The 21,733-nt window shown below is 68.9% G+C and carries 25 protein-coding genes; 8 read left to right on the top strand and 17 right to left on the bottom strand.

The window, feature by feature from the left end; genetic code table 11:
• Positions 1-14: 14 nt before the first annotated feature.
• Entirely contained in the window at positions 15-938 is a 924-nt protein-coding gene (locus EL337_RS03470) for an HAD family hydrolase (RefSeq protein ID WP_048632292.1), read from the top strand.
• An 85-nt stretch (positions 939-1,023) separates the two neighbouring features.
• Positions 1,024-1,566, top strand: coding sequence for an FAS1-like dehydratase domain-containing protein (locus EL337_RS03465; protein ID WP_048632293.1), 543 nt, complete (start codon positions 1,024-1,026; stop codon positions 1,564-1,566).
• A gap of 24 nt (positions 1,567-1,590) precedes the next feature.
• Here EL337_RS03465 and EL337_RS03460 read toward each other — a convergent pair whose 3' ends face one another.
• The 9 genes from EL337_RS03460 to EL337_RS03420 all read right to left on the bottom strand — a co-directional run bounded on the left by EL337_RS03460 (position 1,591) and on the right by EL337_RS03420 (position 9,543).
• Positions 1,591-2,661, bottom strand: coding sequence for a lysophospholipid acyltransferase family protein (locus EL337_RS03460; RefSeq protein ID WP_048632294.1), 1,071 nt, complete (start codon positions 2,659-2,661; stop codon positions 1,591-1,593).
• A 50-nt stretch (positions 2,662-2,711) separates the two neighbouring features.
• A complete protein-coding gene (locus EL337_RS03455) occupies positions 2,712-3,812 on the bottom strand; it encodes an SDR family oxidoreductase (protein WP_048632295.1) in 1,101 nt (366 codons plus the stop codon).
• 29 nt (positions 3,813-3,841) lie between these two features.
• Positions 3,842-3,943, bottom strand: a complete 102-nt coding sequence (locus tag EL337_RS03450; protein ID WP_003402602.1) for a 30S ribosomal protein bS22 — start codon at positions 3,941-3,943, stop codon at positions 3,842-3,844.
• A gap of 171 nt (positions 3,944-4,114) precedes the next feature.
• Positions 4,115-4,378 carry a helix-turn-helix domain-containing protein gene (locus EL337_RS03445; protein ID WP_048632411.1) on the bottom strand — a complete coding sequence of 88 codons (264 nt, stop codon included), beginning with the start codon at positions 4,376-4,378 and terminating at the stop codon, positions 4,115-4,117.
• Between the two features lie 139 nt (positions 4,379-4,517).
• Positions 4,518-5,390 (bottom strand): pyrroline-5-carboxylate reductase, encoded by an 873-nt coding sequence (proC, locus tag EL337_RS03440; RefSeq protein ID WP_109860094.1) that lies wholly within the window; start codon positions 5,388-5,390, stop codon positions 4,518-4,520.
• A gap of 49 nt (positions 5,391-5,439) precedes the next feature.
• Complete coding sequence (locus EL337_RS03435) at positions 5,440-6,258, bottom strand: thioesterase family protein (protein ID WP_048632297.1); 819 nt, start codon at positions 6,256-6,258, stop codon at positions 5,440-5,442.
• 26 nt (positions 6,259-6,284) lie between these two features.
• On the bottom strand, positions 6,285-7,130 hold the full coding sequence (locus EL337_RS03430; protein WP_048632298.1) for a sugar phosphate isomerase/epimerase family protein: 846 nt from the start codon (positions 7,128-7,130) through the stop codon (positions 6,285-6,287).
• 22 nt (positions 7,131-7,152) lie between these two features.
• Positions 7,153-8,412 (bottom strand): Rv0497 family membrane protein, encoded by a 1,260-nt coding sequence (locus EL337_RS03425; protein WP_048632299.1) that lies wholly within the window; start codon positions 8,410-8,412, stop codon positions 7,153-7,155.
• A gap of 27 nt (positions 8,413-8,439) precedes the next feature.
• A complete protein-coding gene (locus EL337_RS03420; RefSeq protein ID WP_048632300.1) occupies positions 8,440-9,543 on the bottom strand; it encodes a Ppx/GppA family phosphatase in 1,104 nt (367 codons plus the stop codon).
• A gap of 12 nt (positions 9,544-9,555) precedes the next feature.
• Between EL337_RS03420 and EL337_RS03415 the strand changes: the two genes are divergently transcribed.
• Both EL337_RS03415 and EL337_RS03410 read left to right on the top strand, forming a co-directional pair.
• A complete protein-coding gene (locus EL337_RS03415; protein ID WP_197724174.1) occupies positions 9,556-10,353 on the top strand; it encodes a DUF3109 family protein in 798 nt (265 codons plus the stop codon).
• Entirely contained in the window at positions 10,350-10,649 is a 300-nt protein-coding gene (locus EL337_RS03410) for a YciI family protein (protein WP_048632302.1), read from the top strand. Before EL337_RS03415 ends, EL337_RS03410 begins: the two co-directional genes overlap by 4 nt.
• Position 10,650: 1 nt before the next feature.
• On the opposite strand, the gene regX is transcribed toward EL337_RS03410, so the two are convergent.
• From regX to EL337_RS03380, 6 genes are all read right to left on the bottom strand, one after another.
• Complete coding sequence (gene regX / locus EL337_RS03405; RefSeq protein WP_048632303.1) at positions 10,651-11,337, bottom strand: two-component sensory transduction protein RegX; 687 nt, start codon at positions 11,335-11,337, stop codon at positions 10,651-10,653.
• A 7-nt stretch (positions 11,338-11,344) separates the two neighbouring features.
• Positions 11,345-12,559, bottom strand: a complete 1,215-nt coding sequence (locus tag EL337_RS03400) for a sensor histidine kinase (protein ID WP_048632304.1) — start codon at positions 12,557-12,559, stop codon at positions 11,345-11,347.
• A gap of 140 nt (positions 12,560-12,699) precedes the next feature.
• Entirely contained in the window at positions 12,700-13,452 is a 753-nt protein-coding gene (locus EL337_RS03395; RefSeq protein ID WP_048632305.1) for a phosphoglyceromutase, read from the bottom strand.
• 43 nt (positions 13,453-13,495) lie between these two features.
• Positions 13,496-14,026: a type III secretion system chaperone family protein gene (locus EL337_RS03390; protein WP_048632306.1), complete on the bottom strand. Its 531-nt coding sequence runs from the start codon at positions 14,024-14,026 to the stop codon at positions 13,496-13,498.
• A gap of 2 nt (positions 14,027-14,028) precedes the next feature.
• Positions 14,029-15,345 (bottom strand): D-inositol-3-phosphate glycosyltransferase, encoded by a 1,317-nt coding sequence (gene mshA, locus EL337_RS03385; RefSeq protein WP_048632307.1) that lies wholly within the window; start codon positions 15,343-15,345, stop codon positions 14,029-14,031.
• A gap of 37 nt (positions 15,346-15,382) precedes the next feature.
• On the bottom strand, positions 15,383-16,699 hold the full coding sequence (locus EL337_RS03380; protein WP_048632412.1) for an ROK family protein: 1,317 nt from the start codon (positions 16,697-16,699) through the stop codon (positions 15,383-15,385).
• Positions 16,700-16,978: 279 nt separating this feature from the next.
• Here EL337_RS03380 and EL337_RS03375 point away from each other — a divergent pair, with 279 nt between their 5' ends.
• Together EL337_RS03375 and EL337_RS29165 are read left to right on the top strand one after the other, a co-directional pair.
• The gene (locus EL337_RS03375) at positions 16,979-17,734 is read left to right on the top strand and encodes an SDR family oxidoreductase (RefSeq protein ID WP_048632308.1); all 756 of its coding nucleotides are present in this window, start codon (positions 16,979-16,981) and stop codon (positions 17,732-17,734) included.
• 131 nt (positions 17,735-17,865) lie between these two features.
• Positions 17,866-17,988, top strand: coding sequence for a hypothetical protein (locus tag EL337_RS29165; protein ID WP_264035075.1), 123 nt, complete (start codon positions 17,866-17,868; stop codon positions 17,986-17,988).
• Between the two features lie 15 nt (positions 17,989-18,003).
• Here the strand turns inward: EL337_RS29165 and EL337_RS03370 are convergent, their stop codons facing one another.
• The gene (locus EL337_RS03370) at positions 18,004-19,302 is read right to left on the bottom strand and encodes a L,D-transpeptidase (protein WP_048632309.1); all 1,299 of its coding nucleotides are present in this window, start codon (positions 19,300-19,302) and stop codon (positions 18,004-18,006) included.
• Between the two features lie 15 nt (positions 19,303-19,317).
• On the bottom strand, positions 19,318-20,367 hold the full coding sequence (locus EL337_RS03365) for a UDP-N-acetylmuramate dehydrogenase (RefSeq protein ID WP_048632310.1): 1,050 nt from the start codon (positions 20,365-20,367) through the stop codon (positions 19,318-19,320).
• Positions 20,368-20,393: 26 nt separating this feature from the next.
• Here EL337_RS03365 and EL337_RS03360 point away from each other — a divergent pair, with 26 nt between their 5' ends.
• Together EL337_RS03360 and EL337_RS03355 are read left to right on the top strand one after the other, a co-directional pair.
• A complete protein-coding gene (locus EL337_RS03360) occupies positions 20,394-20,906 on the top strand; it encodes a DUF2505 domain-containing protein (protein WP_048632311.1) in 513 nt (170 codons plus the stop codon).
• Positions 20,907-20,927: 21 nt separating this feature from the next.
• Positions 20,928-21,725 (top strand): hypothetical protein, encoded by a 798-nt coding sequence (locus EL337_RS03355; RefSeq protein ID WP_048632312.1) that lies wholly within the window; start codon positions 20,928-20,930, stop codon positions 21,723-21,725.
• Positions 21,726-21,733 lie beyond the last annotated feature (8 nt).

The raw sequence follows: 21,733 nt of genomic DNA, 5'->3' as shown, positions 1-21,733 counted from the left end.
CTAATGTTGTAGTCGTGTCCGATTCCGGGGGATCTCATGCCGATTCCGACAGCCGGGCGCAGAAAGTCGCCGGTGAGGCCAGCGCTGCGGCCGCCTCCGAGGGGCTCGGGGCGTCATCTGACTTCGTCCGGCCGCTGGAACCGATGCCCGCCCCGCCCCCGCCGCCCCCGGATCTCACCGCGGCGGCGTTCTTCGACGTCGACAACACGCTGGTGCACGGCTCCTCACTGGTGCACTTCGCCCGTGGGCTGGCCGCCCGCGAATACTTCACCTATCAAGACCTGGCTCGCTTCGCCGTTGCCCAGGCCAAGTTCCAGCTGACCGGCCGGGAGAACAGCGACGACGTGGCGGCCGGCAGGCGCAAGGCGCTGTCGTTCATCGAGGGCCGCTCGACAGCGGAGCTGGTGGGGCTCGGCGAGGAGATCTACGACGAGATCATCGCGGACAAGATCTGGCCGGGGACCAGGGCGCTGGCCCAGATGCACCTCGACGCGGGGCAGCAGGTGTGGCTGGTCACGGCGACGCCGTATGAGCTGGCCGAGACGATCGCGCGGCGGCTGGGCCTGACGGGTGCGCTGGGCACCGTCGCCGAATCGATCGACGGGGTGTTCACCGGACGCTTGGTCGGCGACATCCTGCACGGCACCGGAAAGGCGCATGCGGTGCGGTCGCTGGCCATCCGCGAGGGTCTGAACCTGCGCCGCTGCACCGCGTACTCGGACAGCTTCAACGACGTGCCGATGCTCTCGCTGGTCGGTACCGCCGTCGCGATCAACCCGGATGCCGCGCTGCGCGCCATGGCCAGGGAGCGAGGCTGGGAGATCCGGGACTTCCGCACCGCCCGCAAGGCCGCGCGGATCGGGGTGCCCTCGGCGCTGGCGCTCGGCGCGGTGGGCGGGGCCCTCGCGGCGGCCGTGTCCCGTCGCGACAGGAGGTAGCCGGCGCCGGCGCTGATAGGCTCGCGCCGCTACGGGAAGATCGGACTGGTCGCTATGAGCACGGCAGGAGCGAAACGGATCGCGCATGGGCATCGCTGACAGCATCATCGGTACCCACTACCGGTATCCCGACTATTTCGAGGTCGACCGCGAGAAGATCCGCGAGTTCGCCCGCGCCGTCAAGGACGACCACCCGGCCCACTTCTCCGAGGACGCGGCCCGCGAGTACGGCCACGAGGCGCTGGTGGCGTCGCTGACGTTCATGGCGGTGGCCGGCCGGCGGGTGCAGCAGGAGATCTTCAACCAGTTCGACCTGCCGATCAACATGGAGCGGGTGCTGCACCGGGACCAGAAGCTGGTCTTCCACCGGCCGATCCTGGCGGGCGACAAACTGTGGTTCGACTCCTACCTCGATTCGGTCACCGAGTCGCACGGCGCGGTGCTGACCGAGATCCGCGGCGAGGTCACCGACGACAACGGCGAACCGGTGATCACCAGCATCGTCACCGTGATGGGCGAGGCGGCGCACGACGACGAGGCCGACGAGATCACGGGCAAGGTGGTCGCGGGAGCACGCGAGGCCGCGCTGTCGAAGTTCGTTGCTGGGCAAAGCCCGAAGTCTGACTAGGCAACCGCCGCCAGACGCCGCCGCTCAGCCGAAGAAGGTATTGCGGCGGTTCGCCAGCAGTTGGTACAGCGTCTGCTGGATGGTTTCGCGCACCTGGTCGGTCAGGTCGAAGGTGACCATCGGGTCGTCGGCTGCCGACTCGTCGTAGTCGGCGGTGTCGATGGGCTCGCCGAACTGGATGTACCACTTGGACGGCAGCGGCACCAGACCCAGCGGGCCTGCCAGCGGAAACAGCGGGGTGACCGGGAAATAGGGCAGGCCGAGCAGCCGCGCCAGCAGCTTCACGTCGGCGATCATCGGGAAGATCTCCTCGGACCCGACGATCGAGCACGGCACGATCGGCGCCTTGGTGCGCAACGCCGCGGAGACGAAGCCGCCGCGGCCGAACCGCTGCAGCTTGTAGCGGTCCGCGAAGTGCTTGCCGAGGCCCTTGTAACCCTCGGGGAACACGGCGGTGAGCTCGCCGGCCGCCAGCAGGCGGTGGGCGTCGTCGGTGCACGCCATGGTGTGGCCCGCCTTGCGGGCGGCCTGACCCACACCCGGCATGTCGAACACGAGGTCGGCGGCCAGCAGTCTCAGGTCCCGGTGGGCCGGGTGCTTGTCGCGCACCGCGACCTGGGTCATGAGCCCGTCGAACGGCAGCACGCCTGCGTGGTTGGCCACCACGAGTGCAGCGCCGCTCTCAGGCAGGTTCTCGATGCCACTGACCTCGACCCGGAACCACGAGTTGAAGAGCACTCTCAGCAAAGGAAGAAAAATTGCGTCGTTGAGGTGGGGGTCGAAGCCGAACTCGTCGACGGAGTAGTCGCCCGTCATCCGCTTGCGGACGAACTCGGCGACGGCGGCGATGCGCTGGGCCAGCTCGTTGGGCGTCGCGTCGTCTGCGCCGGGGCCCGCCACGGCGCCGCGGCGCTGGTCGATCTCGCGCACGACGGCGGCGATCTGTTCGGCGGACGCGTGGCTGCCGGGGTCGGTCAGAAGCGACGGATGACGACTGGCGGCATCGGCGCGTTGCGACGCGGCACGACGCTGGGATGCACCGCGACCCGAGTTCGCGTGCAGCTGAATAACTTTCGCTCTCGGCTCGCCCGCCACCGTCTTGCCTCCTCCCCCGCAGTCCCCCGCTGTCACGTGCAGCGCTGAGTCTACCGCCCCCAGCGCTGAGCCGCCGCCACCGCGCGGTTCTCCACAGAACGTATCCAGCGAGGATCGACGATCGGTGTCAGTCCGCGGCCACGGACGTAGTCGTCGAACGCCTCCGCCGTCGTCCACTTCGGTGTGTATCCGAGTTCGTTGCGCATCCTGGTGGTGTCCATGACCCGCCCGTAGCTGAGGTAGTCGAGCTGCTCGCGGTCCAGTTCCGTGCTGCGGGCGGCCCGCCACAGCGAATCGACGGCGACCAGAGTCGACCGGGGAACCGGCAGTGCGATCCGGCCTGCGCGCCGGATGGCCTGGCTCATCATGATGACCCCGGCCGCGCCCACATTGAAGGCGCCGGATCTGCCCGCCATCGTGGCGCGCTCCAGCGCACCCAGCGCGTCCTGCTCGTGGAGCAGCTGCAGCCGGGGGTCGTGACCGATGACCGTGGGCACGACCGGACCTGCCAGATATCGCGACAGCGCCGAGTCCATCGCCGGACCGATCATGTTCGCCAGGCGCAGGATCGTCACGGCGATGTCGGGTCGGCGCCGGCCCAGGCCGCGCGCATAACCCTCGATGTCGATGCTGTCGCGCGCGAACCCCTCCCCGGGGGGCCTGCGCCGGCTGCTGCTCTCGGAGAACAACACCGGATCGCGCGAACTGGACCCGTACACCTCGGACGTCGACTTGAGGATCACCCGTCGCACCGACGGCGCTTTCTGGCAGGCCGCGAACAGTTGGATCGCGCCCATCACGTTGAGTTCTTTGAGCGTGGCGCGCCCGCCGGACCTCGGGGCATACGACGCCGCCGCCGCGTGCACGACGGTGTCGACGTCGCCGTTGCGAATCACCTTCGCGATGAAGGGATTACGGATGTCGGCTCGGACGAACTCCGCACGGCCCATCCTGCGCAGGAGATCCTTGCTGGGGGCCACGGCGTCCACCGCGATCACGTGGTTGATCAGCGGGTTCTGGGCCAGGCGGGCGGTCAGGTAGCCACCGAGGAATCGGCACGCACCCGTGACCAGGACGACCTTCGGGTAGGTCGGTGCGTCGCGCGGATCCGATCCGTCGGCACCTCCCCCGGACCGACCCTCAGACTCCATCCGGACAGCCTAGCCGCGGGGACAGCGCGTTACTTGCCGAGTTTTCTGCGCTGCACCCGGGTGCGACGAAGCAGCTTGCGGTGCTTCTTCTTCGACATGCGCTTGCGCCGCTTCTTGATGACAGAACCCATGAACTCCGCTACCTAGATTGTGGTGAGACCCCTGATCAGGTCTCGTCAGCCTCGACCGGTCACCTTACCTGGCGACTGCACCGGCGCTGAAATCCCCCTTTTCCACCCGACGTGCGGATAGCTCCCTGCACGAGGTGGTTCCGGGCGCGCCGGCGGCCGATCCGAGCAGAATCAGCCGGCGTCGAAGTACGAGCTCTCCAACATGTCGTGCACCGCCTTGGCGTGCACGCGGAACGAGCGACCCACCCGGACAGCGGGCAGCTCGCCGTTGTGCACCAGGCGGTACACCGTCATCTTGCTGACCCTCATCAAGCTGGCCACTTCGGCGACCGTGAGGAACTGGGCACGTGGCTGCTGGCCCTCCGCCTGCCCGGCATCTCGCGCCGACTTGCCGCCAGCCGAATCCCGCGAGGATGGCCCGTTCATAGACGTCATCGCAACCCAATCCATCAGGCACGGGCAGTTCCAGCGGCTTCCCCACCGCTGGCACCGACCCGTGCTTACCACTGGGAGAATAGCGTGGCAGGTGGGGTTACTGCGACGGGTGTGGGCTAATCAGTTGTAAATTGATTAACTACTCCGGTGTAATTCCGAGCTGCTCAGAGCGTGTTTTGGCGGCCTGCACGGCGTTGGCCACGGCCGCGCGTAATCCACCACGCTCGAGTTCCCGCAGACCAGCGGCGGTGGTGCCGCCCGGCGAGGTGACGGTGGCACGCAGTTGGGCGGGCGAGGTGTCCATGACCGCGCCCGGACCGGTACCCGCGGCCGCCGCGGTCTCGTCGAGGCGCTCCAGGAGCATCGCGGCCGAACCGGCCATGGTCTGGACCGCCAGGTCGGTCGCCACCGTCCGCGTCAGACCCGCGTCGATGGCGGCGTCGATGAGCGCCTCGACCATCAGGAAGAAGTACGCCGGACCGGAGCCGGAGACCGCCGTGACGGCGTCTATCTGGGACTCGGCCACGGTCAGGACGCCGCCCACCGAGTCGAACAGCTGGGAGACACCCTTGAGGTGCTCGGGGGTGGCGAACCGCCCTGGGGCGAGCGCGGTGACGCCGCCGCCGACGAGCATCGGCGCGTTGGGCATGACGCGCACCACCGGCGAACCGGCAGGCAGCTTGTTCTCGTAGTACGCCGCGCTGACACCGGCCGCCACCGTCACGAAAACCTGTTCGGCGGCGTCACTTTCCGCACGGGCGGCGGTGTCGGCGATGTCGCCGATCACGTTCCCGACGTCGCCCGGCTTGACCGCCACGATGACGTAGGTCGCACTGTCGACGGCGGCGGGCACCGTCGTCACCAGCACCGAGTACTTGTCGGCGAGATATTTTGCACGGCCGGTGTTCTTCTCGGCGATAACCAGGTCCTTGACCTGCCTACCGGCGCGCAGCAGACCCGCCAGCAGCGCCTCTCCGATACTGCCACCGCCGATGATCGCGATTCTGGCCATGCCGCAAAGCATTGCACGACGGCCGAGGCCGACGCCCGCCGACGTGCGGTCAGGTCTGCGCGGCGGGCACCATCGCCAGCTGCCGGCTCTGCACGATGATGCGGCCCTCGCAATCGACCACGATGTGGTCCTCGTCGAACCAGTCCTGCCCGATCTGCGTCGCGGTGCACATCACGCGCAGCCAGCCATCGGCGGGCAAGGCCCGCAGATAGGCCGTCAACTGCACGGTGGGAGCCCAGCCGAACCTGTTGACGCCGAACGTAACTGGTGCCGAGACGTCCCCGCACAGCAGTGCGAACAGCGCATCCGGCGCGACACCCTTGGGCCGCACCCAGTATTCGATGACGGGCATGCCGCCGTCGCCGCGCGGACTGAATGACGTCAGTGACGGCCGGATGTCGCAGCCGTGGGCCAGGTGCACGACGTCGGCCATCGAATGGCCCGGTCCGATCGGTTCGAGGCCGGGGGGTGGTTCCGGAGTCATCAACGGCACCACCGGGTTCACCGACAGCAGCGGCGGAACACTGTGCTCGGGGCTGCCCATCGTGATCGCGGCGCGTAGCGCTGTTCGGTCCCCCTGCCCGAGCTCGACGTCGATCAGGCTGACCCGCCGCCCCCGCTTGCGCACCGTGGTGACCACGGTCATGGGCCCGGGGTCGGGAGCCCACAGAAAGCTCCCCGACACCGCGATGGGCTCGACACCGGGCTCGCCGAACTCGATGCGCGCCGCGTTCGCGCACAGCGCCAGCATGGCGCCGCCGTGCACCTTTTCTCCGATGGTCCAGTGCTCGTTGAGCACTCCCCGGTATGTCCCGTCGCCGGTCGGCGTCAGCGCCATCGCATCGGTGAACAGGGTGGAGCTCGTCATCTACAACTCCTCGGGAGCCTCGGTGTTCAGCGCAACAGATGCTCCCTGGCGAACTGCAGCGATTCGGTCAACAGCGCCTCGCGTTCGGCGGCGTTGCGCGCGGCGGAGGTGGTGACCTCGAGGATGACATGACCGGCGAAGTCACTTGCGGCCAGCATCTCGCAGACTTCGGCGGTCGGCTGAGTGCCGTGCCCGGGCACGAGGTGTTCGTCGTGGGAGGCACCGCTGCCGTCGCACAGGTGCAGGTGCACCAGACCGTCACCCATGCGCCGCGCCATGTCGACGGCGTCGGTGCCCGCCGTCGCGGTGTGCGAGAGATCGAGTGTGTAGTGCGCGTGGCCACCGTCGAGCGGGTCATAGGACGGCGCGAACGCCGAGATGCCGGGCCCGGGAGCGCCGCCACGCTTGCGCATCCGCTCGATGGACGTCTGGCCCGCACCGAAGAACCTGTCGGCCCGGAACGGGAACATGTTCTCCACCGCGACCATGATGTCGCTGGATGCCTCCAGTTCGGCGACCTGGGCGCTGAAGCCCTCGGCATAGCGGCGCTGCCACCGGAACGGCGGATGCACCACCACCGTCTGCGCACCGAGGCGCTCCGCGGCCCGCACACTGCGCTCCAGCTTCGGGATCGGGTTGGCCCCCCAGACCCGCTGCGAGATCAGCAGGCACGGCGCGTGCACCGACAGCACCGGCACGTCGTATTGCTTGGACAACGCCGCCACAGCATCCACGTCCTGGCTGACCGACTCGGCCCACACCATCAACTCGACGCCGTCGTAGCCCAGCTTCGCCGCATACTCGAACGCGACCTCGGTCTTCAGCGGATAGACCGAGGCCGTGGACAGACCGACCTTGACAGCGGGGCGCACAGTTTCAGCGGGCTTCTGTCACTCAGCCCGATTGCAGCAGCGCCAGCGGGCCGAGGGTCACCAGAGCGCCCACCGCCACCGCGATCAGCGTGCTGCCGATGTCCTCGGTCTTGCGCACCACCCGCACGCCGACCACCAGTCCCAGGATCACCAGGACCGACAACACCAGAGCGACGATGTTGTTCCACTTCCACAGCTGGTCGAACGCGACGAACAGGCCCGCGCCGAAGACCACGGCGACGATGCTCTGACCCACGATCCAGGCGCCGTGGACGACGGAGGACATCCGCCGAGGTTCGCCGTCCTCGCCGTACCCGGGGGCCTCGTCCTCGTCCTCGTCTTCGTCGTCGTCGGTGTCGACGGGGGACGTGCGGGTGCCCCGCCGGGCGAGGTCGTCGGCCACCGTCTGCCCGCCGAACAGCGGCTCCTCGGTGGACCGGAGATAGGACGGCAGCTCATCACGGTCGTCGTCGGTGTCGGTGTCGGTGTCAGTGGCGCTGTCGTCGGCGTCGGTGGCGCTGTCGATGTCGGTGGCGAGGGCGCGCTCGTCGTCGAGTTCCTCGATCTCGATCGGGTCGACGACGTCACCGACCTCCGTGGCCGCGCCGCCGTCGTCGACGGGGTCGGGAGTCCACTTCTCGGCGTCGACGGCCGGGCCCTTGCGTCCGAGCCGGCCCAGACCGAACCGTCGGGCGGGCCGCTCGTCGGCGGGTTCGGCGTCGAGTTCGGTGTCGGTGCCCTGCTCCTGCCGCCGCGCGGCGAATTCGGCCACCGCGTCGGCGTACTCGTCGTCTTCATCGGCGGCGGTCGCATCGACCTCGGCCGGCGGGACGGCCGCCGGCTCCTCAAGCTCGGCGGACTCGGCGGCCTCAGCGGGCTCGTCCGACTCGACGTCGGTGACCGCATCCTCGGTGGAGACAGGCACCTCGGAGTCGGCCTCGGCGATCTCCGCCTCGGCGATTTCGGCCTCGGGCACGTCGGCGATCTCGGCGTCGGAAACGTCGGCGGCGTCCTCCGGTTCCGCGGGCGTCTCGGCTGCGGGCTCGGGCTCCTCGACCGGGACCTCCACCGGGGCGGCGGTCACCGGCGGCGGCGGCGGGGCATCGGGCCGGATGATCGGAATCTCACCGGTGAGTTCGGCCACGGTGACGGCATCGGCGTTTCCGCGCCGTCGACGGCGTCTGCCGCCGACCGGGGGTGCACCGATCGAACCGTTCTTGGCCAGCAGCTCGGCGACCGAGATCGGTCGCGTGCTGCTGGTGCTGTCGTCAGATCCAGTCATCGTCTGTTGCCTTTGAGCCTCGCTGCTTCACCGTCCAGCATTGCGTACGGACATCGGCCGTGAGGCCGAATCCCCCGCGCTGGACCTGCCGGTTTTGTCCGCTCCGCTCCCTTTGCCCGATTTGCCGGAACCGCTGGTCTTCGTCGTCGCCGCGGAATCGCCGTCGTGCACGGCATCATCGGCGCCCCGGACGAAAGCGCTGCCGTCGGCCTCGCTGTCGAGTTTCCGCAGAATGAGTCCCTCTCGCAACGCCCATGGACAGATGTCGACGCTCTCGATACCAAGCGCTTTCATGCTCGCCTCGGCGACCAACGCACCCGCCACGATCTGCGGTGCCCGGTCGACGCTCACTCCTTCCAGTTCCGCACGGTCAGCCGCGGTCATCCTAGAGATGAAATTTATGAGTTGACGAAGACCGGTCGCGGTGAGCGTGCGCTTGACCCGCGGACCTGCACCCGACGGTGCGGCACCGGTGAGCCGCGCCAGCGACCGGAACGTCTTGGAGGTGGCCACGGCGAGGTCCGGGCTGCCCGCGTCGGTGATCGCCGCCGCCGACTCGGCCAGCTCGTTGGACAGCCAGTCGCGCAGCATGGCGACGCGGCGCCGGCCGGGCGGATCGTCCGGCAGCCACTCGCGGGTCATCCGGCCCGCGCCGAGCGGCAACGACAGCGCCACATCAGGTTCCTCGTCGACCCCGCTGGACAGTTCCAGCGAGCCACCGCCGATGTCGATGTTGATGATGCGGCCGGCGCTCCAGCCGTACCACCGGCGCACCGCGAGGAACGTCAGCCGGGACTCGTCGACGCCGGAGAGAACCTTCAGCTCGACGCCCGTCTCTGCCCTGACCCGGGCCAGCACGTCCTCGGAGTTCTTTGCATCGCGCACCGCGGAGGTGGCGAAGGCCATCAACTCGGCGCACCCTGAGCTGGTTGCGATCCGGGCGAACTCGTCGAGCGTGCCGATCAGCTTGTCGGCACCGCGGCGGGTCAGTTTCCCGGAGTCGTCGATGGCCTCGGCCAGCCGCAGCGAAGCCTTGGTGGAACTCATGGGAGTGGGGTGGCCGCCGCGACGCGCGTCCACCACCAATAGATGGACGGTATTGCTGCCCACGTCGAGCACGCCTAATCGCACCCAACCAACCTAATGGGTCTAGCGTGGAAAACCGTGAGCGGTTCGCATCCCGGAGAGGTCGAGCTCGATTTCGCCCGTGAGTGGGTGGAGTTCTACGACCCCGACAATCCCGAACATCTGATCTCGGCCGACATGACGTGGCTGCTGTCACGCTGGACGTGCGTTTTCGGCACGCCGGCCTGCAAGGGCACCGTGGTGGACCGGCCGGATGACGGATGTTGTTCGCACGGCGCGTTTCTGTCCGACGACGACGACCGCGCCCAACTCGACGACGCCGTCAACCTGCTGACCGACGAGGACTGGCAGTACCGCGACAAGGGCCTGGGTAGGAAGGGCTACCTGGAGATGGACGAGTATGACGGCAAGCCCAATTGGCGGACCCGAAAGTACAAGGGCGCCTGCATCTTTCTGAATCGTCCCGGCTGGCCCGCCGGCATCGGCTGCGCACTGCACAGCAAGGCGCTCAAGATCGGTGTGGAGCCGCTGACCCTCAAGCCGGAGGTGTGCTGGCAGTTGCCGATCCGCCGCACCCAGGAGTGGATCACCCGGCCTGACGAGACCGAGGTGCTCAAGACGACGATCACCGAGTACGACCGGCGCGGCTGGGGCGAGGGCGGCGCGGACCTGCACTGGTACTGCACCGGCGACCCCGCCGCCCACGTCGGCACCAAACAGGTCTGGCAGACCTACGCCCCCGAACTCACCGAATTGCTGGGCGAGAAGGCGTATTCGGAGTTGGCGGCGATGTGCAGGCGCCGCGCCGGGTTGGGTCTGATCGCCGTGCACCCCGCCACCCGCGCCGCCGAATGAGCGGCTCCCTCTACCTGTTTCGGCTGATCCCGCCGCGCGCCGACTTCGCCCAGACGATGACCGACACCGAACAGGGCGCGATGGCTCAGCATGTGGCGTACTGGCAGGAGTTGCTCGCGGCGGGACGCGTCGTGGTGTACGGACCGGTCGCCGACCCCGAGGGCGTGTGGGGGCTCGGTGTGCTGCGTGTCGCCGACCGCGCCGAGGCACTGGCGATCGGCGCAGCCGATCCGTCGGTCACCCTCGGCGTCAACACGTTCGAGGTCGCCGAGATCCTCGACGGCGTCACCGGGTGACTCAGCCCTCCAGCTTGTAGCCCAGGCCGCGGACGGTGACCAGATGCACCGGGTTCGCCGGGTCCGTCTCGATCTTGCTGCGCAGCCGTTTGACGTGCACATCGAGGGTCTTGGTGTCACCGACATAGTCGGCGCCCCACACCCGGTCGATGAGCTGCCCGCGGGTGAGCACCCGCCCGCTGTTGCGCATCAGGTACTCAAGGAGGTCGAACTCCTTGAGCGGCAACGTGATCGGCCTGCCCCCGACGCTGACCACATGTCGTTCGACGTCCATGCGCACAGGTCCCGCCTCCAGGACACCGTCGGCAAGGCCGTTGTCCTCCGCATCGCTGCCGCGCCGCAGCACGGCGCGGATCCGCGCGATCAGCTCACGTGCGGAGTACGGCTTGGTGACGTAGTCGTCGGCGCCGAGTTCCAGGCCGACGACCTTGTCGATCTCGCTGTCACGGGCGGTCACCATGATGACTGGCACGCTCGAACGCGACCGCAGCTGTTTGCAGACGTCGGTGCCGCTCATTCCGGGCAACATCAGGTCCAACAGCACGATGTCAGCTCCCGCGCGCTCAAATTCGGCCAGCGCCGACGGCCCGTCGGCCACCACGGTGGCCTCGAAGCCTTCCTTGCGCAGCAGGAAAGCCAACGGGTCGGCCAAGGACTCCTCGTCCTCCACGATCAGCACGCTGGTCATCGATGCATCAATCCTCTCGTTCGCCAAGATCGTCTGAGTCAACGGCATCGTCGCCGTGGGGGTCTGTCGGGCTGGTGGGAACGGACTCAGGGATCGACAGGGTGAACGTCGATCCCGTACCGGGCTGGCTCCACAGCCGGATGGAGCCGTTGTGGTTGGCGGCGACGTGTTTGACGATCGCCAACCCGAGACCGGTACCGCCGGTGGCCCGGGATCGCGCCTGGTCGACGCGGAAGAAGCGTTCGAACACCCGTTCCTGATCGGCGGGGGCGATGCCGATTCCGCGGTCGGTGACCGCGATCTCGATGTTCTCGCCTCGCCTGCGGCGACTGATCGACACCGAAGATCCGTTGGGCGAGTATGCGATCGCATTGGACACCAGGTTCGCGATCGCTGTCACCAGCAAGGTCTGATCGCCCATGACCTGGTAGCCCGTAGGCGCGTCGGTGGTGATGGCGATGTCGGCGTTGTCGGCGGCCACCTTGTGCCGCGACAACGCCTCGGAGACCACGGTGTCGACGTCGACCGACCCCAGATCGGGGAGTCGCTCGCCGCCCTGAAGGCGGGACAACTCGATCAGCTCGCCGACCATGTTGGCCAGCCGAGTGGATTCGGTGACCATCTTCTCGGCGAAGTGCCGGACGGTGTCGGGCTCGTCGGAGGACGCCAGCACCGCCTCGGCCAGCACCCCCAGCGCCCCCACCGGGGTCTTGAGCTCGTGACTGACATTGGCGACGAAGTCGCGACGCGTCGCCTCCATCCGGGCGTGCTCGGACTGGTCGTCGACGTAGACCACGGCGAACCTGCGGTCCTCTTCGGACAGCAACCGGACGTGGCCGCGGATCGACAGGCCGGACCGGCCCGGCCGGGTGGGCTTGCGCGGTGACAGATCGAATCCGACCGGGGCCCCGGTGGCCAGCGTGCGTTCGGCGGCCGTCCAGGCCCGGTCGTCGAGCAGCCGTTCACGCACCAGACCCAGCTCCTGGGCGCGGTGGTTGACGTAGACGACGTCACGGAAGCGGTCGACGACGACGATTCCGACCGGCGACTGCGACACGATGCCCTCGAGCATCTGCGACACGGTGATACCCGACTGTTCCGTCGAACGCCTCTGCTGGCGTTCACGGAGCCGAGGCGCCACCCGCACTCCAAGCGCAACACCGACCGGCAGGGCGAGCAGTGCCACTAGCGCCACGAGCAGCAGCGCCGATATGACACTCACGCGAAAAGCGTACGCATTCGGTGAACGTCATCCCAGCAGCGTGCGGCTAATTCGGGACATGTCACAAAGCTAAAGACGGAAGTTCGGACTGCCGTCCCCCACTGTTCACCTGCCGTTGGCCGCACGCGCGAGCGTTCGACCTACTTGGCGCCCTGGGCGGCCACCGCGGCAGCACCGGCCGCCGCAGCGTCCGGATCCAGGTAGCTGCCGCCGGCCACGGTCGGCGTCAGCTGCTCGTCCAGGTCGTAGCGCAGCGGGATGCCGGTCGGGATGTTCAGTCCGACCACGGCCTCGTCCGACATGCCGTCCAGGTACTTGACGAGCGCTCGCAGCGAATTGCCGTGCGCGGCGATCAGCACGGTCTTGCCCGCCTTCAGGTCGGGAACGATCACCTCGGTGAAGTACGGGACCATGCGCTCGACGACATCCTTGAGGCATTCGGTCAGCGGCGGACCGCCGGGAATGTCGGCATAGCGAGGGTCGCCGTCCTGGCTGAACTCGGTGCCCGGCTCGATCGCCGGCGGTGGCGTGTCGTAGCTGCGGCGCCACGCCATGAACTGCTCGTCGCCGTATTTGGCCTTGGTCTCGGCCTTGTTGAGCCCCTGGAGGGCACCGTAATGGCGCTCGTTGAGCCGCCAGTCGCGATGCACCGGGATCCAGTGGCGATCGGCGGTGTCGAGCGCGACGTTGGCGGTGGTGATGGCGCGGCGCAGCAGCGATGTGTAGAGGACATCGGGCAGGCGATCCTGGGTCTTGATGAGCTCACCGGCCCGAACCGCTTCGGCGCGGCCCTTGTCGGTGAGATCGACGTCGACCCATCCGGTGAACTGGTTCGACGCGTTCCACGTGCTCTCGCCGTGGCGCAGGAGGATCAGTGTCGCGGTATCTGCCATGGCAGAAATCCTCTCACGATCCGGCGTCGTCGATCAGGCGCTCTCACTCATCGTCGATGAGGTGCTCGAATGCCCGCAGGTTGTTCAGCGACTCACCGCGCGACACCCGCCACTCCCACTCTTTCTGGATCGACGTCCGAAAGCCCAACTCCAGCAAGGTGTTGAAGTCCGAGTCGACCGCTTCGAGCACCTGGCCGAGCACCCGGTCGATCTCGTCGGCGGTCACCGACTCCAGCGCCATGCGGCCGACCAGATAGATGTCGCCGACGTTGTCGAGGGTGTAGGCGACGCCGTACATCCTGCGGTTGCGTTTCAGCAGAAAGCGGTAGACCCCTTCGTGGTTCTCGTCGGGCCGGCGGCACACGAAGGCCTCCACGCGCACCGAGTGCTCGCCGATGGACAGGATCGTGTTCGTCTTGAGCCTGCGCTCCCCCGGCAGAACGACGACCAGCCCGGGCAGCCCGCCCGCCGCCCCCTGGTGATGGCTGTATTCGAGCTCCTGCTCGATGAGTGTCCGCTCGATGACCTCGGTCACGCTGATCTCTGCTCCTCGCGCAAGCGGCTCATCACCCATGCTCATGCCCGCACCCCCCTGCGCATCGAGAACCGGCGCACGCTGCGCCGGCCGGACAGCTGGCGCTGATGGTCGGCGCGGTGGTCTCCGATGGCCCGGCCGTAGCCCGCGAGCAGCGCGTCGACGGTGTGCGCCCACGAGAACGACGCGGCGTGCTCGACGGCGGCGCTGCGCAGCGTCCCGGAATCCCGCGCCAGCACCTCCCCGAGCCGCTCTGCCCACGCCTGCGGGTCGTGACCGTCGACGAGAGCTCCGCTGACGCCGTCGCGCACGGCGACCGGAAGACCACCGACCGCGGCCGCCACCACCGGGGTTCCGCAGGCCTGCGCCTCGACGGCGACGAGGCCGAAGGACTCGTTGTAGCTCGGCACCGCGACGATGTCAGCGGCCCGGTAGACCTGGACCAGATCGTCAGGGGACTGCGGCGGGAGGAACGTCACGCGGTCGCTGATACCCAACTCGGCGGCGAGCTGAACAAGGGTGTCGGGGGTTGCCGTACCACTGCCGGACGGGCCGCCCGCGATGACGACCTGCACACCCGGCAGCCGGGCGGCCGCGCGCAGCAGCACATCAGGAGCTTTCAGCGGCTGGATCCGGCCGACGAACGCCACGATCCTGGCGTCGGCGGCCAGCCCCAGCGCGGCCCGGGCGGCCTGCCTGCTTCCAGGAGTGAACGTGGACAGATCGACTCCGGGATGCACGACGTCGATGCGGCCCGGGTCGGCTCGGTGCAGTGAAACCAGTTGCTGCGCTTCGGTTTCCGTGTTGACTATGAGACGGTCGGCGGCGTCGACCACCTGCTGCTCACCGATCGATCGCATCGGCGGCTCCGGGGAGTCGCCTGCGGCCAGTGACGAGTTCTTCACCGCGGCCAGGGTGTGGGCGGTGTGCACCAGCGGTACGGCCCAGCGGTCGGCGGCCAGCCATCCGACCTGGCCGGAAAGCCAGTAGTGGGAGTGCACGATGTCGTAGTAGCCCGGTTCGTGGGTGGCCTCGGCGCGCAGCACGCCTGCGGTGAACGCGCACAGCTGCGTGGGCAGGTCGTTCTTGTCCAGGCCTTCGAACGGTCCCGCCACGACGTTGCGCACCACGACCCCCGGGGCCACCGGCAGGACCGGCTGGTCGGCCGACGACGTCGCCCTGGTGAAGATCTCGACCTCGACGCCGCGGCGAGCCAGCTCAAGCGAGGTCTGCAGCACGTAGACGTTCATGCCACCGGCGTCACCGGTACCCGGTTGGGCGAGCGGGGACGTGTGCACAGACAACACCGCCACGCGGCGTGGGACCGGCAGGCCGTGCAGGTCGGTAGCTAGACGCACACCGTCATGTCTACACCGCCCGCATACCGCGCCCCGCTCAGGCACTCACCTCGGGCCGAGGCGACTGGATCACATTCGCTCCCCGCGCACGCGGCACCCGGCGCATCGCGCCGATCGGGTCCGCGTAGAGCCCGCCGAGCGAGACGATCCCCGCGCCGGCCTCCTGCACACGGTTGCCGAACGCCGTCACGCGGATGTCGCGCCGCGGTAGCACCGACCGCGCCGCGAAGGCCGACTCGACCAGCGGCATGCCTTCCGGATATTCGGTGAACGCCTGGCCGCCGACCACGAGGTCGTCGGGGTTGAGCATGTCGCGCAGCAGGGCCACGGCTTCCCCGAGCACCCGCGCCCGCTCGGCCACCAGTGCGGACGCCTGCTCGTTGCCCTGCCGGGCGGCGCGGAGCACCGCGGTGACCGTCGACGACGGCCCCTCGGCCGGGATGATGCGCGCCCTGCGGGCCGCGACCAGTACCGCCTCGTCGCTCACGGTCGATTCCAGTTGTCCTGTGCCGCCCAGCAATTCGGACTGCACCGGCAGAGCCGCGATGGTGCCGGGCCCGCTACCCGGGGTGTGCACCTGGCCGCCGATGGACAGCGCGTAGCCGACGGTTTCGCGGGCATAGACGTAGAGGCTGGTGGCTGCCCGGCCGGGTGGTCGGCGCACACCGAGCAGCAGCTCGGCTCCGGCCATGGCGTCGACGTGCGACGCGACCGACACCGGGAGACCCAGGGACTCGGCCAGCACCGGACCGACCGGCGCATCCGACCAGCCCAGGCGGGGGTGGTCGAGGTAGCCGGTGGAGGCGTCGACAACACCGCCGGTGGCCACGCCGACCCACAGCGGACGCCGCCGGTGCCAACGGCTCAGGTAGCGGCGCGCACTCCCGGCGATCGCCGTCAGCGCGGCACCCTGCCCACCGTGCGGCGTCGCCGTCTCCACCACGTCGAGCGTGCGGCCGAGCAGGTCGGTCGCGACGATGCTGGTGGTCCTGGCGCCGATGTGCACGCCGAGGGTGAGGTAGGGCTCGTGGTCGACCTCGACCGGCACCCGCGGGCGCCCGATGGCGCCCGAGACGGCGAGGTCGGCCCGCTCACGCAGGATCCCGGCGTCCAGCAGTGCGGTGACCTGGCGGTTGACCGTGGCGATGCTCAGACCGGTGACCTGCGCGATGACGTCGCGGGCGATGGGTCCGCGCTGCCGCGCGGCGGCGAACACCACCGCCGCGGCGGCATCAGGGACCCGCAGGGCGGGCGCGACGATGTGGTGCAGCAGCGCCTGCGGGTAACGCCCACCACCGGCGGAGGGCTTGGCAGGGACACGCCGCCACGTGGCAGCGCGGGGGCGCTGGGTCAGGCCGGAGGGGGCGCCGCTCGGGGAAACGGAGGAGAGGGTGGTGGTCACGGGATTGTCCTTTGGGCGAGTCAGTCGGTGGGTCGGGGCCACACCTTGGGACTCAGCAGGACTTGATCAGTCCGGGCGCAGTCAGGCGCGGCGAGGTGCGCAACAACAACACGCACGCCGCGGGGCAGCGAAGACTGCCTGACTATTCCGGTACACGCGGCCAACTTAGCACTCGAGGAGCACCCGCGTGAAGATCGAAGCGAGAGGCAGCGAGGGCCTACTGTTGAGTCCATGACGACTCCTTCAGATGCGCGCCCGGTCGCGGTGGTCACCGGAGCCAGCGCGGGAATCGGTGAAGCAACCGCGAGAACTCTTGCCGCCCAAGGCTTTCACGTCGTCTGCGTGGCCCGGCGCGAGGAACCCATCGCGGCGCTGGCGGCCGAGATCGACGGCTCGGCGATTGTGGCGGACGTCACTGATTCGACGGCCGTGGCGGCGCTGGCCGGGCGGCTGGATCGCGTGGATGTGCTCGTCAACAACGCCGGTGGCGCCCGTGGCCTGGAGTCCATCGCCGACGCCGACGTCGAGCACTGGCGCTGGATGTGGGAGGCCAATGTGCTGGGCACGCTGCATGTGACCAAGGCGCTGCTGCCCAAGCTGATCGACTCCGGGGACGGGCTGATCATCACGATCACCTCGATCGCCGCGGTGGAGATCTACGACAACGGTGGCGGCTACACCTCGGCCAAGCACGCGCAGGGCGTCGTGCACCGCACACTGCGCAGCGAGCTCCTCGGGAAACCGGTGCGGCTCACCGAGATTGCCCCTGGAATGGTCAAGACCGACTTCTCACTGAACCGATTCGACGGCGACGAGGAGCGCGCCGAGAAGGTGTATCAGGGCGTCACGCCCCTGGTGGCCGAGGACATCGCCGAGGTGGTCGGCTTCGTCGCCGGCCGCCCGTCGCACGTCGACCTGGATCTGATCGTGGTCCGCCCGCGAGATCAGGTCAGCGGCGCCAGTGGGTCACGCTTCAACCGGACGTAGCGCCCGGGCTCTCAGGAGATTGTCAGCACTTTCACCGTCAATTTCTTGGCAAAACCCACGGGAACTTCTTCGTTTACTGCGGAAGGCTCTAGAGACCTCCGACAACGAAGCAACCCGAAGCGAGGACCGAGATGGCAACTCTGACCCGGCCGTTGATCGACCCGGCACTCGTGGACCAGCAGTTCGAAGCGATGTTGGAGCCGACCACCCTGGACAAGATGGTCCTGGAAGCCTTCTGGACCGGCGACGAATAACGCGTCGCCACACGCCTACCCGCCGGGGCGGCCGCCCACCGGCTGCGGCGCGTCCGACGGCGTCGCGGGTGCGGTGCTCGGGATCTCACCGGGCTTGTCGGCATCCGACAGCGCGGACATGGACGCCCACTCGTCCCACGGCACGGCCCAGTCCCAGATGTCGCCGTCGGCATAGGACAGCTGGATCCGCGTGCCCGTCACCTCGACCGGGTCGCCGTATATCGCCGTGTTGAAGTACTGCTCGGCGTCCTCGGTCGAGAGGTTGATGCAGCCGTTGGTGACGTTGCTGTTGCCCTGCGCCCCCGAGCTGGCCGGATTGGCGTGGATGAACTCGCCGTTGTTGGAGATCCGCACCGCGAACCGCTCGCGCACATTCGCGTAACCGGCCGCGGGATTGGTCATGTAGAAGTCCTCGTACTTCTCGGTGACCACGTGGATCCCGCTCCGGGTCACGTTGCGGTCCAGATCTCCTTCGCCGTAACTGCACGGCAGCGTCATGATGACGCCGGCATCGGTGATGACCTCGATCTGGTGAGACGACGCCTCGGCCTTGACCACCTGGAAGCGCCCGATGGTGAAGTCCAGGGTCGAGTCGGCGGCACCGTAGGCGCCGTCGCCGAATGGCACGCCGTAGAGGTCGGCGTCGACGTGCACGGTGGTGCCGGCCGGGTAGTACTCCTTGGTCCGCCAGTGCACGCGGGAGCCGCCGACCTCGTCCGGCAGCCACGCCCAGCTGCCTTCGACCGACGGCGTCGTGGTCACCTTGAGCGCTTTCTCGACCTCGGGCCGGTCCTTCTCGGCGATCGCGGCGTCGAACTGCAGGATGATCGGCGCCGCCACGCCGACGGTCTGTCCGTCGGACAGCTGGAACTGGCCGTTGACCTGAGTGACCGGGTCGATCGTGGTGAACGTCCCCTCGACGGGCACGGCCTTGCCGTCCTCGCCGACAACCGAGCCACCCCAGGTGTACGAGGTGCCGTACCCCAGCGGCTCGCTGATGGTGAACGCGGTGCGGTCCCGGTTCAGGGCGCCTTTGACGACGGTCCCGCTGTCGTTGACCAGGCTGACCTTCTGGAACCGGCCGTCGGAGACGTCGATGCCGATCCGCCCGGTGGGCGCGACGTCGACCGAGCCGTTGGAGGGCTCGTAGGTGACGGTCGGGGTCTTCGGCGCGTCCTCGGCGTCCGCCCCTTGCGAGGGCTTTCCGTCGGTGGACATACAGGCCGCCAGCGCACCCGGTGCGACGACGCCGACCGCGAGGGCGGCGAGGGCACGCCGTCTGGTCAGCGACGGCAGCGGGTTTGCGGGGCTCACGTGGATCCAGGGTACCTAGATCGCGCACCCGAGCAGAATCGGTTCGGGTGTGAGTTCGATCCCGAATGTGGCCCTGACCCCGTCGCGCACCGTCCTGGCCAGGGCGATCACGTCGGCGGTGGTGGCGTGGCCGCGGTTGGTCAGCGCCAGCGCGTGCTTGGTGGACAACCGGGCCGGGGCGTCGTTGCCGGGATAACCCTTGCCGAACCCGGCGCGCTCCACCAGCCAGCCCGCGGCGAGCTTCACCCCGTCGGGGGCGGGGTAATGCGGGACGGTGCCGTCCACCTCGGCGGCCAGCCGGTCGAACTCGGCACGGGTCACCACGGGGTTGGTGAAGAAGGACCCCACGCTCCACGTGTCGTGGTCGGGTTCATCGAGGACCATGCCCTTGCGCGCGCGCAGAGCCAGCACCGCCGCGCGCACCTGCGCCGGGTCGCCCCGCCGCCCCGGTTCGACACCCAGCACGGTGGCAAGCTCGCCGTACCGCAGCGGGGCACTGAGACCGTCCTGGTTCAGCGTGAACTCCACCTCCAGCACCACCCAGGCCGCGGAGTGCTTCAGAATGCTTGTGCGATAACCGAATTCGAGAAAGTCCGGGGAGACCCAGCGATCCTCGCCGGTGGCGCGATCGAGCAGCCGCACCCTGGTGATGGTGTCGGCGACCTCAGACCCGTACGCGCCGACGTTCTGCACCGGCGTGGCGCCTGCCGAACCGGGGATGCCCGACAGGCATTCCAGACCGCCCAGGCCGTGCGCCAGCGAGACGGCCACGACGTCGTCCCACCCCGCCCCCGCCTCGGCGCGCAGCACGGCGCCGTCGACCACGATCGCGTCGTTCGCCAGCCGCACGACGGTCAGACCGGCCAGATCGTCGGCCAGCACCACGTTCGAGCCGCCGGCCAGCACCACCGCCTCCGGGCCCGCGGCGAGCACCGCGGCGACCACCTGCTCGGTGGTGACGCACGTGGCGAGCCGGTGAGCCAGGGGTCCGACGCGCAGCGTGGTCAGCGGCGCCAGCGGCACGTTCTCGGCAAACGGCACGCCGCCCAACAACGAAGTGCCCACGGCCGGTAACGGTAGCGTGGCCAGCTATGCCACGTTCATTCGACATGGCCGCCGAATACGACGGCACAGTCGAGCAGGTGCACCGCGCATTCGCCGACGAGCAGTACTGGCTGGTCCGTCTCGCCGATTCCGGCGCCGACCACGCGACGCTCGACGACATGACGATCGGCGCCGAGGGCGGCATTCGGATCAGAACGACCCAGACGCTGCGCGCCGACCGCCTGCCCGCGGTCGTGACCCAGTTCCATCGCGGCGATCTGAGCTTCGTCCGCGAGGAGACATGGACACCGGTGCTCGACGGGCGGGCCACCGCGGTGGTTCGTGGCTCGATTCCCGGCGCGCCGGTCAATCTCACCGGCGATGCGGTGCTGGCGCCGACGGCGGCCGGCGCCACGTCACGAATGGCGTTGTCGGCCAACGTGGAGGTGCGGGTGCCGCTCGTCGGCGGCAAGATCGAGAACTTCATCGGGAGCCAGCTGGTGGACCTCGTGATCGCCGAGCAACGCTTCACCACGGTGTGGATCACCGAGAACGGCTGATTAGGGCTCTATCATCGCGTCATGGGCGCCCCCATCGGTCAGGTGACCCGGGGCACCACGGGACACAACCGGCTGCGTCGCAGCGACCGGTGGCTGGTGCACTCGTCCCGGGTCCGCACCGCGCTGCAGTCCTCCCCCGATCCGCTGGTCGTCGATCTCGGTTACGGCGCGAAGCCGGTGACCACCCTGGAGCTGGCGATGCGGCTGCGCCGGGTGCGCGCGGAAGTCCGCGTCGTCGGACTCGAGATCGAACCCGACCGGGTGCGTGCCGGGCAGGCCGCCGTCCGGGACGGACGGGCACCGGGCGTCGAATTCGCGCTCGGTGGTTTCGAATTGGCGGGGCACCGACCGATCCTGGTGCGTGCCTTCAACGTCCTGCGCCAGTACCCGGTCGAGGCGGTGCACGACGCGTGGGCCGCCATGCAGCGCGGCATCGCGCCGGGCGGGTTGATCGTCGACGGCACGTGTGACGAGCTGGGCCGGCTGTGCTGCTGGGTGCTGCTGGACGCCACCTCCGCGGTGAGCCTGACACTGGCCTGCGACCCCTTCGCCATCGAGCGGCCCTCCGAACTCGCCGAGCGGCTACCCAAGGTGCTCATCCATCACAACGTCGACGGCCAGCCCATCCACACGCTGCTCCGCGCGGCCGACCGCGCCTGGGCCAGCGTTGCCGGCCACGGCGTGTTCGGGCCACGGGTGCGTTGGCGCGCCATGATGGATCTGCTTGTCTCCGAGGGCTTTCCGGTGGTCGCCCCGCGGCGCAGCCTGCGCGACGGCGTGCTCACGGTCCCGTGGTACGCCGTCGCGCCCGTCGGGTGAGACGGCCG

This window comes from Mycolicibacterium aurum, assembly GCF_900637195.1.
Taxonomy (GTDB): domain Bacteria; phylum Actinomycetota; class Actinomycetes; order Mycobacteriales; family Mycobacteriaceae; genus Mycobacterium; species Mycobacterium aurum.
Note: the sequence above shows the minus strand (reverse complement) of the source record. Positions and strands in the feature narration are given on the sequence as shown.